The sequence below is a fragment of the Actinomycetota bacterium genome (assembly GCA_018334075.1).
Classification (GTDB): Bacteria; Actinomycetota; Coriobacteriia; order Anaerosomatales; family UBA912; genus JAGXSC01.
In genome coordinates, this window is the sequence record JAGXSC010000044.1 from 64259 (window position 1) to 78475 (window position 14217).

Genomic DNA, 14217 nt, shown 5'->3' on the forward strand with positions numbered 1-14217 from the left:
CGCAGTGAAAACGATTACGTCAAGACCCGCATAGGTAACGAAATAAACATCTAAAGCAATATTCACACGGTAAGCGCTTAGGTACAACTTGTACGAAAGCGGCCAAGAATCACAAGTGCCTAGTCAATAGTAAGCGGCATTAATGTAAAACGCAAGCTAGACGCCATTTACGATGCCGTTATTTGGGCTTCAGCTAGAGACAGATGGCTTGACGATGTCAACCTCGCCGTTCAAAGAAGGTAGGCCAAGCCGCGACCTGATAGTGGCTTCAATCTCTTGCCTGCACTCAATGTGCTCCCGGAGAAATTCCTTGGCTGCCTCTCGCCCTTGCCCGAGGCGGTCGTTTCCGTATGTGTACCATGCACCTGATTTCATGACGACACCGTTCTCAACGCCGAGATCAAGCAGATTGCCCTCTTTACTGATCCCGTGTCCGTACATTAGGTCAAACTCGGCTTGACGGAACGGAGCAGCCACCTTGTTTTTTACAACTTTGGCTCTTACGCGGTTCCCAACGATTTCGGTGCCTTGTTTGATTGAATCAATTCTTCGAACATCGATTCTTATAGTCGAGTAGAACTTAAGGGCACGTCCACCTGAGGTGGTCTCAGGACTGCCAAACATCACACCAATTTTTTCGCGAAGCTGGTTGATGAAAATACAGGTTGTGACCGACTTATTGAGTGACCCCGCCAGCTTGCGAAGCGCCTGACTCATAAGTCTTGCCTGTAGCCCAACCGTGACATCCCCCATCTCGCCTTCAAGTTCGGCTCTAGGCACGAGTGCGGCTACAGAATCGATCACAACTGCATCAATTGCTCCGCTTCGAACGAGCATGTCGGCGATTTCCAGGGCTTGTTCTCCGGTATCGGGCTGCGAGATCAAAAGCTCGTCGACATCAACACCAAGTGCCGATGCGTAGGTGGGATCCAAAGCGTGCTCCGCGTCTATAAATGCGACGACTCCGCCTAAAGCCTGGGCTTCGGCTAGGATCTGTAAGGCCAGAGTGGTTTTTCCACTTGACTCCGGACCATAGATTTCGACAATTCTCCCCCTCGGCACTCCTCCGACACCCAAGGCTGCATCAAGAGCAAGTGATCCGGTGGGTATCGCTGCAACCTTCATTACAGCTGCATGCTCTCCCAGTTTCATGAGTGAGCCCTTACCGAACTTGCGGTCGATCTGCTCCTTGGTGATATCCAAAATCTTGAACTTCTCGGCATCCATAATCATTTGCTCCTTAGATGACTGCGCCATTATCCGGAGGGGCACCCGTCAAGGGTAGTACGAACAGATGTTCGTTGTCAACCAGCAAGTTGAGCGCTGCCTATTATCTTGTACTGTGGGTGATTTTTAGTCAGCACCCTTTTGAAAACCGTCAGCTCATCGATTTGTATGGAGTCAGAGGTGGCCATTGAGCCGAGAGTATGGTTCAGTCGCTCTCTGTCGTGTAGCGCTAGCGGCCGCCGACTTCTCGCCCAGGTCACATGCGGGAGATGCTTTCTGGATTCCGGAACTACCCCGTAGGCACACGCAACGTCTTCCACGACTGAGACAAGGCGGGAGAATTCGCCCGTTGGATCGGAAAAGGTGCTCATCAGCAGTGTTGTCTTGGTTGATCCGCCCAAAGGATAGATCAGATCCTTGACGGGTAGAGCGAAGGGTCGTATATCGCTTAGAGCTGAAGCGAGATCCAGTGGGAGATGACCGACTGCCTCTTGTGGAATATCTCCCATGAACTTTACCGTCATATGCAGATTCTTCTCAGGAACCCACTTTTCGTGTGTCCAGGCCTCCGCCGAGGCGCAGATTTCGTCGCGGCCAAGTCTTACTGCGTACCTGAGCCACTCTGGCGCTTGAACACCTATGAACACCCGCATACTATTGGACCTCCCCTTTCATGATCGTCCTTCTCAGCAAGTCCATCGCAAAAACAGTCGAGCGTTCGCGGATCCTCTCCCTCTCGCCAGGTATCTTCTTTATAAAGGCGGTCGTCTTGAGTGATCCGTTGGTAGAGATTGCAATCGCAAAGACTACAAGGCCCACAGGTTTGTCGGGAGTCCCTCCACCTGGACCAGCTATTCCACTTACCGCAATTGAAACATCAGCGCCCAACAGAGCCAAGGCGCCTTTCGCCATCGCCTGTGCAACCTCGGTGCTAACTGCGCCATGCTCGGCGAGCAGCTTTCGATCGACTTTTAGAACGCCGCTCTTGACCGAATCATCGTACGCCACCACTCCGCCGATAAAGACCTCGGACGCGCCAGGAACGGATGTAATCGCCGAGCTTATCGAGCCCCCCGTGCACGACTCTGCGGTAGCGATCCTGAGCTTCGCTTCCCTTGCACAATCAACCACAACCTCAGGTAAAGATTTATTGTTGGTGGAGTAGCACCGGGTTCCGAACGCTTCCGATATTGCCATAATCGCCTTGTCGAGTACCCCAGGGGTTCCGGTTTGGTTGATCAGCATAAGTCGAACGTCACCGGGGGAAGCAAGAATAGTCAGGTCGATACCAGGAAATCTGCTCAGTGTTTTTTGGGCGAGTATCTGGGCATCACTCTCAGAAATGCCAACGCATCGCGCAACCCGGTAGTTGCCTTCCCCAGATGGCCCGCCGATGAATTCGTGCAGCATTGCAAGCATCTCTGCGGGTGGCCCTGGTAGTAGCGCCAAAGTAGAGTTGTATTTCGGGATCGGGATTATCAGCCCCGGAGCCGTACCGATCGTCGGCATTAGCACCTTGGCGCCGACGGGCACGACGGCTTGGCGAAGGACCTGCTCGGCTGCGACAGGCTCTAGCTGAGCTCCGGCTACAGGGCAAAGCCTCTCATAAAGCACACTGTTTCTCGCCAGAGTCAGTCCAAAAACGTCGACGGCTGCAGCCAAAGTCAGGTCGTCGTGCGTTGGGCCGAGTCCCCCTGTTGTTACGACCAGATCATAATCCTTGCAGAGGTGGTCTAGCATCCGGCTGACTCGATCGTGTAAATCGGCGACACTGAAAGTTTCGGTGACGCGATATCCGCTCGCACTTAGCACCTGCGCAATGGAGCGGGTGTTCGTGTCAAGACGCGCGCCTGAAGTAATCTCGGTGCCAATGGTAAGGATCGTTGCACTTGGCTTCTCTGCGGGCATTGGGCTTATCCGGCTCACATTGGGTCTTTGTTTGAAGCTTCCGGCTCAATGCGGATTACGTCGCGGGCGTGGTAGAAGTAGTCGATCATCGAGGCCACTGTCAGCAGCAGCGCTATTCCCATGATCCCCCACGCGCCAATCTCGAGCAGGGTAAAAAACTCCCCGCTGAACTTCTTTACCGGCTCAGAGTCGACCAATATGAAAGCTACGATTGCGATTACCTGGAACACGGTTTTTGCTTTCCCGAAATTCCCCGCCGATATGGTCCTCCCCTCGGCCATTGCAACCATTCGCAGGCCGGTGACGATGAACTCGCGCGATATTATCACCAGTGCGACCCACGCAGGAACGGTCCCGAGTTCAACCATCGAGACAAGCGCAGCGGTTACAAGTAGCTTGTCGGCGAGGGGGTCGATTAGCTTTCCAAACGTTGTGACTTGATTGCGAGTTCGCGCGAGATATCCATCGACCGCATCGGTTGCCGCAAGTACCGTGAATAGCCCCGCGGCCCACCAGGGACCCCAGTCAGGCAATCTTGCGAGCAGTATCACCACGACTCCAGGTATGAAGACCATTCTGGCGATGGTTATTCGATTTGCCCAGTTCATAGGCGCACGCACTATCTCAGATCACCTCTCCGACAAGGTCATATCCTATTGTGTCGACAATCTTAACATCAACAATCTGGCCGATTGGCACCTCGCGGTCGAGAAAGACAATCCCATCCACCTCAGGCGCCTGGCCCATCCATCTGCCGACGGGAGAGCCGTCTTCGTCGCGTCCCTCTGCCAGCACATCTACTGTCGTGCCGATTCGTTTTGCGATCTGCTCGAGAGCGAGACTGTCAGCAAGATCACGTAGATGCTGAGCCCTGCTGAGTCGCACCTTCGAGCTGGCCTGGTTTGGCATCTCGGCTGCGAGTGTGCCTGCTTCACGAGAATACGGAAATACCCCAACATAATCAAAGGCTGCATCCTCAACGAACTCAAGCAGCTCGTTGTAGTGCTTTTTTGTTTCTCCCGGAAAGCCGGTGATGAATGTAGTTCTAAGCACGATATCGGGTATCGTGCCTCGGATTTTTTCGAGGAGTGCCATAAAGGATTTCGAAGACCCATTGCGGTGCATCGAGCGCAAGATCTCTGAAGAAGCGTGCTGCAGTGGAATGTCCAAATATTTACACACATTGCGGGTCTTTGCGATCAACTCAAGAAGCTCATCGGTGATGCCGTCGGGCTGCACATACATCAGCCGTAGCCACTCCAGGCCTGGCAATGCCGAGATATCTCTGATCACGTCGAGAAGCGTTTGGCTACCTTCGAGGTCACAGCCCCAAGATGATATGTCCTGGCCGATAAGGATTATCTCTCTCGCCCCGTTTTGCACCAGGAGGCGCGCTTCGTCGACAATGGCCTCAAGCGGTTTTGATTCGTAGGGTCCACGAATCATCGGAATCGTGCAGTAAGCGCACTGCCGGCGACACCCATCACTGATCATCAGATACGCAAAGTGCGACGGAGTCCCCGATCGCTTGATCGTCGGTATCGCAGGGTGGGCCTGTCGGTCTATGCCTAGAAGCTCATCGAGGACTTCTGGTAGTCGGGTCGCTTCTTTCACGGCGAGGTAAGCGTCCGGCTCCGGCAGGGACTTACTGAGCTCCCCCCCATACCGTGAGACCATGCATCCAGCCATCACCAGTTTTCGGCCGAGAACGCCATCGCGCCATTCAAGTAGATCAAGGGCCTCGGCGATCGACTCTTCCACGGCATCCTGAATGAACCCGCACGTATTGAGAACAGCGACATCGGCCTGCGCAAGGTCATCGGTCACAGTGTATCCCGAAGAGAGCAAGAGTCCGTGCATGTAGTCGGTGTCCACCTCGTTTTTTGGGCATCCCAGGGTTATGAAGTGCACACGTGGCGCATCACCAACGCGCGAAAGAAGATCGATCCTGTCGGTCATCAGCGGTAGTTGGTGAACTGAAGCGGGATGGAGTAGTCGTTGCCCTTCAGAAAGGCAATAACTTCCTGCAGCTCATCGCGCTTCTGGCCAAAGACCCTCACCTTGTCGCCTTCGATCTGAACTTTCACCTTGAACTTTTGATCACGGATCTCTTTGTTGATGCGCCGGGCGATATCCGCTTCGATTCCATTGACGATCGTTGCGGTGACCCTAACGGTGCCACCGGAGGCGGTTTGCGGAGCCGCCCATACAAGGGACTGAAGATCTATACCGCGCTTTATCAGCTTGGAGCCGAGAATATCCCTGACTTGACCTGCGATAAAATCGCTCGGCGCCGATAACGTTATTATCCCCTTGCTTTTATCCAGCGACAGCGACGACCCGGTGTCCTTCAGATCGTATCGCTGCAAAAGCTCCTTCGCACTCTGCTGGACAGCGTTGTCCACCTCTTGCATGTCAACCTGGCTAACGATGTCGAAACTTTGTTCTTTTGCCATCTGTTGGTACCTCCAACTCGTGTTATTTGATGCAAATGCAAGTCAGCTTATCGCCGAGAAACCTCATCGTTGGTTATGGTGACCTCAGGCGTACCTGCGCCGCCCGCTGGGATCTCGACGAGCTCATCGTCGCGAAATATCTTCACAGATCCTGGTCGGCCGATTTCAAGTGTTGCCTGATCAAGCACTTCCCACACCATTTCATCATTTGGGGTCAGAATGCCTTCATACGCTATCAAGTCGTCAACTCTGATCTTGAGCCACGAAGAGGATCCCTGAGCGATTTCAACGCGCAATGTGAATGGGTCGGTAGGTAAAGCCGAATCAGTTGGGGTGGATTGCCGAGATGGCTCAGCAACAGGCGTGCTAACCTCTGTGATGGGCGGAGAGGTCGGCTCGGCTGAGACAGGAGCGGTAGGTTCGGTTGAGACAGGAACGGTAGGAAGCGGCGACAACGGCTCTGGCCCGCGAGTTAGTCTTTGCGTCCCAATTGCGAAAACTGCAATAACGATTACGACGATAGCGATTATCGCAATGGCTCTTGCGGGTACCGCCGACTGTGGCGCCCTGATCTCTTTTCTGGGCCTCACGCCTTCAAGTTTATTTTTGTCTTGGGCGGGCGCCATCTCGAGTTCGAGCAGCTGAAGGAGGTCAGCGGCGTCCAGGTTCAGGTACTTGCAGTAGGCGATCAGATACCCTCGAACGTAAGCATAGTTCGGTAAAGCATCGTAGTCGCCATTCTCGAGCGCCGCCAGGTATTTTGCTCGAACAAGGGTAGCGTTTTCAGCGTCCCGAAGTGAAACTTCGAGAGCGCGTCGGGCGGAGGCTAGGCGCTTTCCGAGAGAGTCAGACATCGCTTATCGCTCACCTTGTGTCGCGTCGTGGTGCTCGAATGCCCTCACAGCTTCAAGGCCCTCCACATCAACAAGGACCTCTCTTGGACGGCTGCCATCCGGCAGACCGACGATTCCGCGAGCCTCAAGCATGTCCATTATTCTTCCCGCGCGAGCGTATCCGACCTTCAGTCGTCTTTGCAGCAGTGACGTTGAGCCCATGCCGCTGGTCACAACGATGTCTGCGGCCTCCCACAGCAAAGGGTCCTCATCGCCCGATGAGTCTATGCCCCCGCCCTGAGCCGAGACCTTTACTCGCAGGATTTCATCGCGATACTCCGGCTCAGCTTGCGATTTTAGATGTTCGACCATCTGCAATATTTCATCTTCGGAGATGTAGGCGCCCTGAATTCGCTTTGGTTTGGGCCAGGCGGGCACGGAGAAGAGCATATCGCCGAGACCAACGAGTTTCTCGGCGCCAGGCTGGTCGAGAATGACCCTACTGTCGATGCTGCTGCCTACCGCAAACGCTATGCGGTTTGTGATGTTGGTTTTTATCAAGCCGGTGATGATGTCGGTACTAGGCCTTTGAGTGGCGACGATAAGATGAATTCCAGCTGCCCTGGCGAGCTGAGCGAGGCGGCATATCGAATCTTCGACCTCTTTAGCGGCTACCATCATCAGATCAGCTAGCTCATCGATGACTATGACGATATAGGGCATCTCCTCGGCGTCTTCTTGCAGCTTATTGTCGTGAAGCATCGCATTGTACATACCGATATTGCGCGCTCCCGCGGCCTGAAGCAGCTTCAGGCGTCTTTCCATCTCCTGAACCGACCATGCAAGCGCGCTTGCAGATTCTTTCGCCTCGGTGACCACCGGGACGTAGAGGTGAGGAATTCCATTGTACAAAGACAGTTCTATCCGCTTGGGATCGATCAGGATCAGCCGGCACTCACTTGGGGTGGCACGCATCAGGATTCCGGAGAGCAACGCGTTGATGCATACAGATTTGCCAGTGCCTGTCGACCCGGCGATGAGAAGATGCGGCATAGTGGCAAGATCCGCAAGTACCGCCTCTCCGGAGACGTCCTTACCTACTCCCAGCAGCAACGGACTGCTTGATGTAGATGGCGCAGAGCAAAGCACATCGCCTAGAGTGACTGTTGATCTGCGAACGTTTGGAACCTCGATACCAACCCGAGACTTGCCGGGAATTGGCGCGAGAATGCGTACCGTGGAGGCTGCCAGCGACAGAGCGATATCATCGGCTAGCGTTGTGATTCTGTTGACCTTGAGCCCTTTTGGTAGCTCCAGCTCAAACATCGTAACGGTCGGACCTGCGACCCAATGAACGACTTTCACTGGAATATCGAAAGTCGCAAGAGTCTCCTCGATCAAGGCGGCAGTAGCTGTCATCTCTCGCTCTGAAGATCGGTGATGCGAGGCGGTTTCACTGGTTCGGGCCAATATCTTGAATGGCGGCAGCTCAAAGCCCTCCATCGCTCTGGGGGCGGCGATGCGAGGTGACGGGATGGTTTTCCTGCGACGCTCGGGATCTTCAAATCCATTTCTTGACTCAGAGATAGCTTTTGAATCGGCTAGTTCCGATTGAGTTTCCCGGTCAGCACTTGATTCTTTTAGCCGAACAGTCTTGTCCCTGGGTAAACGAGACCGATTCGGCGTGTCGTCCTCGGGTATTTTTGAGCGATATATCCCCATAACCCAGTCGAGCGCCTTTGTGATTGATAGCCCGGTGATCACGAGGCCGACCAGGAGTAGTGCTGATAAGAGCACATAAGAGATGGCTGTACCTACAAGGTTTGTAAACGACCACGAAATGGATGCGCCCAAATACCCGCCGTAAGCGGAGAGTGTTTCATGGGACCAGAAGGTAGCCGAGGGTGCTGACAGGCTGATAAGGGAGATCAAAGCAAGGAAGAGCACTAGTAGGCCGATGCCTATCCGCAACTTTGCAACTGAAAAAGACTTGATGAAAAAAGTAATACCCCAAAACAACAGGAGCACCGGCCAGACATACGCCCCATCGCCGAATCCAAGAAGCATCGCCTGGCTGATGTACTTGCCAACGATGCCGGTTCCCTCGGCTAGTAGCGCGATAAGCAGCGCAATTGCGCTTGCACACATCACGATGCCATAGATGTCACTCCGCGAATCGGCATCAAGCGTAAATGTGGATTTCACTTCAGCCTGGCGCTTCGATGCCATCTTCGGTTGTTTTCTGCCTGCGGCAGGCTTGTGGTTAGGTGCCATTTCTTACCTGACTAAAAGTTCGTTTAGGCTGCTACTTATGCCACCATTTGCCAGATTATCACGCTTATACCAATGATAGCTGTGTATATGGAGAAAACGGTGAACGAATACTTCTTGATGAAACTCATGAGTCCTGCGATGGCGAGATACCCGGTTACGGCCGAGGCAATAAATCCGGCCATGAGCGCTATAGGACCAGGTAGAGTTTCTCCTAAAGCGAAGACATCGTAAGCCTGCTTTGCTGAGGCAAGAAGAATGACGGGGACTGACAGGAGAAACGAGAAGCGCGCGGCTTGCTCCCGCGTGAGTCCCATGCTCAATCCAGCTGCGATAGTAGCGCCGGAACGAGAGATTCCTGGCATTATCGCCAGGCCCTGAGCTACCCCGATGACAACGGCCTGCAGCCATCCTAAGCGCAATGACTGGCTTTTTGGCACACCGGAAAAGCGATCCGTGGCTGCAAGCATGATGGATGTGATCAGGAATGCGACACCAATATATAAGGTTGGCACGTACTCGAACCAGTCAGCACCCGCCAATCCGATAAGACCGGTTGGAATCGTAGCAATGACAATAAGCGTCAGAAGGTGCCGATCCTCTTTTCGCTCTTCTGACCTCGTGAATAAAGACATTCCCATGTGGAGCAGGTCTTTTCGGAAGTAAACGACCACGGAGAGCAGGGTGGCAATGTGTAAAAACACATCAAATGCCAGTCCAAACTGTTCGGTCACACCAAATAGATCCTGCACGATCCTGAGATGACCTGAGGATGATATGGGAAGAAACTCTGCGATGCCCTGAAGAATCCCAAAGCCTATGGCCTGTAGTACCTCTATCATCTATCAGGCCTCCACCACAACAGGAATGATCATTGGACGGCGTCGGACTTGCTCCCACAAGAACTGTGACAGTGACTCTCGGACCGCACTCGCGATCACAGCTTTGTCCACAACAGTGGCTTTCGCCGTTTTCTCCAGGGTTTTGGTGATCCGGGCTCGGGCCTCTACTAGCAGATGGTCGCCTTCCGAAACGGTGACGCCTCTCATTATCAGCTCAATATCACCGAGCACTTTGCCCGAGGAGGCGTCGATCGCAATTACAACCGTAGCGATGCCGTCTCGTGCAAGAAGCTGTCTGTCGCGAAGCACAACACTTCCTACATCCCCAACTCCAAGCCCATCAACGTATACGATGCCGGCATCAACTTTCGTCCCCATGCGAACGCCACTGTCGGATATCTCAAGACAATCGCCGTTTTCGAGCATAAAGATGCTTTCTTTGGCAATCCCAACCGAGCGCGCAGTGGCTGCGTGGGCGTGAAGATGCCTGGATTCGCCGTGGATGGGCACAAAATACTTCGGATTGGTGAGGTTTAGCATCAACTTCAGTTCCTCTGACGCCGCATGCCCCGAGACGTGGACCGGCGCCGAGCCGCGATGCTTGACGTGGGCGCCGAGCTTTACAAGTCGGTTGATAACCCTGCCGACTGCCTTCTCGTTTCCAGGTACGGGCGAGGCCGATATTATGACGGTGTCGTTGGGTTCAATCTGTACAGCGCGGTGTTCGCCGTTGGCCATGCGTGCCAGTGCCGAGAGGGGCTCTCCTTGACTTCCAGTCGACAGGACACAGACCTTTTTCGGGGAAAGTTTGCCCATGGAGTAGGCATCGACGATATCCTTCTCGTCTACCTTCAGATAGCCTAAAGTTCTTGCGATCTTTATGTTGTTTACCATCGATCGGCCCGTGACAACTACTTTTCTGCCGCAAGCGACAGCGGCATCACAAACTTGCTGAACCCTGTGGACGTGGCTGGAGAACGAGGCAACTATAACCCTTTGCTCAGCCTCGGACATGATCTTTTGCAAGGTGGGCCCGATGGTGGATTCAGATTGAGTGATCCCGGGGGCCTCGGCATTTGTGGAGTCGCTCATGAGCAGCAACACACCTTGCTTGCCGAGTTTGGCTAACTCTTGGTAGTCGGTGAGCCGACCGTCAACAGGCGTTTGGTCGAACTTGAAATCCCCCGTATGCAAGACGTTGCCGAACGGAGTTCTGATAACGACCGCTACGCTGTCGGGGATCGAGTGATTTACCGCGATAAAGTCAAAACCGAGTCCACCGAGGTTGACGTGCACGCCTGAGCGGATCTCACGGAGTTTGGCTTTGCGGATTCCATGCTCTTCAAGTTTGCCCTTGATAAGACCGAGTGTAAGCTTGGTTCCAAGAACGGGAACTTTGTCTCCAAGCTCTTTGAGTAAGTATGGGAGCGCGCCAGTATGGTCTTCGTGACCGTGGGTGATGATTATGCCTCTTAGTTTGTCGCGCCTTTTCAGGACGTACGAAAAATCAGGAAGTATAAGATCCACTCCCGGATGATCGGCATCGGGAAACATGATGCCCGCATCTACGACGACCATGTCCGAGCCGCACTCAAATACGGTCATATTTTTGCCTATCTCATCAAGCCCGCCGAGCGGGATGACGCGAAGGCGATTCTTTTTCTGTGTCATACCTTTATCTATGACTCCTTTTCTGTGTGAATAATGCCAAGTTTTTGCAGTACAAAGGCGAGCTCGGCGGTTTGAGATTCGGTGGCCTCAATCAGAGGCAACCGCACCTGTCCCACAGGGAATCCGCAAAGCGCTAACGCCTTTTTGATCATGATCGGATTGGCCGTCATGAACAAGGTTTTCATTAGTGGGAGCAGCTCGATATGAATCCTGAGCGCCCGCGTGTGGTCGCCTGCTACCTGAGCGAGGATCATCTCCTTGAAGCGCTGGCCCGCTATATTCGAGATCACCGAGATTACCCCGGTTCCACCGGTAGCCATCATCGGAAGGGCAAGTTCATCGTCACCGGCTAAAACTTCGAAGCCCTTCGGGGCTTCCGCAATTATGGCAGCGGCCTGCGTCAAGTCGGAGTTAGCCTGTTTCACAGCGACGATGTTCTCGCAATCGTGCGCCAGGCGAAGAATTGTCTCCGGCTCCATGTTGATTACACATCTCGCGGGTATGTTGTAGAGGATCACCGGTACGCTGACGGCTTCGGCGATTGCCCTAAAGTGCCGGTAAAGCCCTTCCTGCGGGGGCTTGTTGTAGTACGGCACCACAGCCATTATCGCGTCAACACCTAGCGCCTCGACTTCACGGGCGAACTTCACCGAATCATCGGTGCAGTTGTCTCCAGCGTTGGCTATGACAGGTACTCTGCCCGCCACAGATTCAATAATCGCACGAAACAGATCGAGTTTTTGGTCATAAAAGATCGTCGGAGACTCCCCTGTCGTGCCACAAACCACTAGGGCGTCGGAGTTCTCGAGGAGGAGTTTCTCGGCGAGCTCGGCGGCTCTTGATAGGTCAAGCGAGCCGTCATCGGTAAATGGGGTTACCATTGCGGTGATCATCCGGCCAAAGCGAGGGTTACTCATCTTTACTCTCTCCTATCTTGCAGGCCGCCGGGAGTGCAGCCGATCATCGTGGGGTTCCAAGATCAAAACCATCGTGCAACGCTTTGAGTGCTTTTTCGATGTCGCTTGAGGGGATTACAACGGAAATCGTGGCATGGCTGTCAGCGGTCTGAATTACACTTACATCAGCAGCGTACAGACATTCCGCGATTTTGGCCATAACTCCGGGGACACCGTGCATTCCAGCCCCAACGAGGGTGACCTTGGATAGCTCGCAGCGGGTTGTATAGGTAAAGCCGAGCGAATCCAGGACCTCGCACACTGAGGTTTTCGCACTGCTTGAAACCGTGAACAGCAAGGAGCTTTCAGCGGGAGTGAACATGTCAAGAGAGATTCCCGCATCGGCGAGAGAACGATAGACCTTGGACTGAGCGGCCATGTTCTGACTACTACCAGCGACTGAGCCGAGATCGACGCTAACCCTGACGATATTCTCACTGTGCGACAGCGCAGTAGCAACTGCACGGGGGGCGTAGTCGGAGATGCTAACGACCATTGTTCCGCGCTCGTCAGTAAATGTGTTACGAACCGACAGCCCAAGATGCGAGGCCAAAGCAAGCTCGGCCGCCGGCGCGTGGACAACCCGTGAGCCATGCCTGGCAAGCTGGTAAAGTTCGTCGGATCCGATAACCTCTAGCGTGACCGCACTATCGCACGCTCTTGGATCAGCTGTCGCGATACCGTCGACATCGGTATAGATCTCAACCGACTCGGCATTGAGGGCAACGCCTAAAGCGCACGCGGTCGTATCGCTGCCGCCTCTGCCTAGGGTCGTAACGTAACCGGAGCGAGAAAGTCCCTGAAATCCCGCCACAACAGGAACGACCCTTTCAGATATGGCCTCTTTCAGCAGGTGCGGATAGATCTCTATGACAGATGCGTTGCCGTGCAGGTCGTCAGTGACTATACCGGCCTGCGTGCCGGAGAGCGCTTGCGCCTCAATGCCGGATGCCCGAAGTTCGTGAGCAAGTAGAACCGCTGAGATAAGCTCTCCGGTTGACATTAGAATGTCTTGCTCGCGTAGGTCAGGCGGGAAAGACTCCACGAGCGAGAGAAGTGTATCCGTGGAGTACGGCGATCCCGCTCGGCCCATCGCGCTGACCACAACCACAGGTGCTTTCCCATCTGAGATCGCTTCCTTGACTCGGCGTGCGACAGCATCTCTGCCGTGCTTTTCGGCGACGGATGTTCCTCCGAACTTCATTACAACGATGCGAGAATCGGTCGATTGTTCTTTCATTGGTACTCTCAGGCGTCCATCAATGATTCGAGGCCGATAATGAGACCAGAGCGCTCGCCCACTTCACGGATAGCTAAAACGACGCCGGGCATAAAGCTCTTTCGGTCTATTGAGTCGTGGCGAATCGACAGGGTCTGTCCGACCCCTCCGAAGATAACCTCTTGATGCGCGACCAGCCCAGGCAGACGAATCGAGTGGACCGGTATATCCTCGACCAGCGCTCCCCTCGCCTCCGGTTTTGTGCCACCCGTGTCTGCATGCGTCGCCGGTACGCCACGACGCGATTGAGCTATCAGCGATGCCGTGCGCAGAGCCGTTCCACTTGGGGCATCGACTTTTTTGTCATGGTGCAACTCTATAATCTCGGCTTGTGGCATATAGCGAGCGGTTTGAGCGGCGAATCGCATCATTAGGACCGCGCCGATCGCAAAGTTTGGCGCCATAAACAGACAGGTGCCCGCGGGGGCCTTTGCAGAAAGGGATTGTAGTTGTTGCTGCGAGAGCCCAGTTGTCCCGCACACACAATCAAGGCCGGCGGCAAGCGCTGTACGCAAGTTCGCTTCCACGACATCCGGGCGGGTGAAATCCACCATCACAGCGGGGCCAGTCTGCTTGATTGCGAGCTCAAGATCGGTAAATTGCGCTATAGCGCCCATCTCTTCATGGCCAGAAGCAGTACCCGCAAAGCCAGGATCTACCACAGCGACAACTCGCATGCCCTCGGCATCAGATACCGCTCTAACCACCTCGCTGCCCATCTTTCCTGCAGCGCCTGAAACGATTACATCAATCATCGGATATGCCCTCCTTCAA

Annotated in this window: 13 protein-coding genes; all 13 read right to left on the reverse strand. The window is 54.2% G+C overall.

Annotated elements, in window-relative coordinates; translation table 11 throughout:
- Positions 1-189: 189 nt before the first annotated feature.
- On the reverse strand, positions 190-1227 hold the full coding sequence (recA, locus tag KGZ89_05440) for a recombinase RecA (GenBank protein MBS3974293.1): 1038 nt from the start codon (positions 1225-1227) through the stop codon (positions 190-192).
- A gap of 77 nt (positions 1228-1304) precedes the next feature.
- Positions 1305-1880, reverse strand: a complete 576-nt coding sequence (thpR, locus tag KGZ89_05445) for an RNA 2',3'-cyclic phosphodiesterase (GenBank protein MBS3974294.1) — start codon at positions 1878-1880, stop codon at positions 1305-1307.
- A 1-nt stretch (position 1881) separates the two neighbouring features.
- Positions 1882-3135 (reverse strand): nicotinamide-nucleotide amidohydrolase family protein, encoded by a 1254-nt coding sequence (locus tag KGZ89_05450; GenBank protein ID MBS3974295.1) that lies wholly within the window; start codon positions 3133-3135, stop codon positions 1882-1884.
- A 14-nt stretch (positions 3136-3149) separates the two neighbouring features.
- The gene (gene pgsA, locus KGZ89_05455; protein MBS3974296.1) at positions 3150-3743 is read right to left on the reverse strand and encodes a CDP-diacylglycerol--glycerol-3-phosphate 3-phosphatidyltransferase; all 594 of its coding nucleotides are present in this window, start codon (positions 3741-3743) and stop codon (positions 3150-3152) included.
- A gap of 16 nt (positions 3744-3759) precedes the next feature.
- Positions 3760-5094, reverse strand: coding sequence for a 30S ribosomal protein S12 methylthiotransferase RimO (gene rimO / locus KGZ89_05460; GenBank protein ID MBS3974297.1), 1335 nt, complete (start codon positions 5092-5094; stop codon positions 3760-3762).
- The gene (locus tag KGZ89_05465; protein MBS3974298.1) at positions 5094-5591 is read right to left on the reverse strand and encodes a YajQ family cyclic di-GMP-binding protein; all 498 of its coding nucleotides are present in this window, start codon (positions 5589-5591) and stop codon (positions 5094-5096) included. Before KGZ89_05465 ends, rimO begins: the two co-directional genes overlap by 1 nt.
- A gap of 47 nt (positions 5592-5638) precedes the next feature.
- Positions 5639-6445 (reverse strand): DUF4115 domain-containing protein, encoded by an 807-nt coding sequence (locus KGZ89_05470; protein ID MBS3974299.1) that lies wholly within the window; start codon positions 6443-6445, stop codon positions 5639-5641.
- 3 nt (positions 6446-6448) lie between these two features.
- Complete coding sequence (locus tag KGZ89_05475; protein ID MBS3974300.1) at positions 6449-8698, reverse strand: DNA translocase FtsK 4TM domain-containing protein; 2250 nt, start codon at positions 8696-8698, stop codon at positions 6449-6451.
- A 35-nt stretch (positions 8699-8733) separates the two neighbouring features.
- Positions 8734-9537, reverse strand: coding sequence for an undecaprenyl-diphosphate phosphatase (locus KGZ89_05480; protein MBS3974301.1), 804 nt, complete (start codon positions 9535-9537; stop codon positions 8734-8736).
- A 3-nt stretch (positions 9538-9540) separates the two neighbouring features.
- Positions 9541-11208 (reverse strand): ribonuclease J, encoded by a 1668-nt coding sequence (locus KGZ89_05485; protein MBS3974302.1) that lies wholly within the window; start codon positions 11206-11208, stop codon positions 9541-9543.
- 8 nt (positions 11209-11216) lie between these two features.
- Entirely contained in the window at positions 11217-12125 is a 909-nt protein-coding gene (gene dapA, locus KGZ89_05490; GenBank protein MBS3974303.1) for a 4-hydroxy-tetrahydrodipicolinate synthase, read from the reverse strand.
- 43 nt (positions 12126-12168) lie between these two features.
- Positions 12169-13404 (reverse strand): aspartate kinase, encoded by a 1236-nt coding sequence (locus KGZ89_05495; GenBank protein MBS3974304.1) that lies wholly within the window; start codon positions 13402-13404, stop codon positions 12169-12171.
- 8 nt (positions 13405-13412) lie between these two features.
- Positions 13413-14198, reverse strand: coding sequence for a 4-hydroxy-tetrahydrodipicolinate reductase (locus KGZ89_05500; protein MBS3974305.1), 786 nt, complete (start codon positions 14196-14198; stop codon positions 13413-13415).
- Positions 14199-14217: the final 19 nt, after the last annotated feature.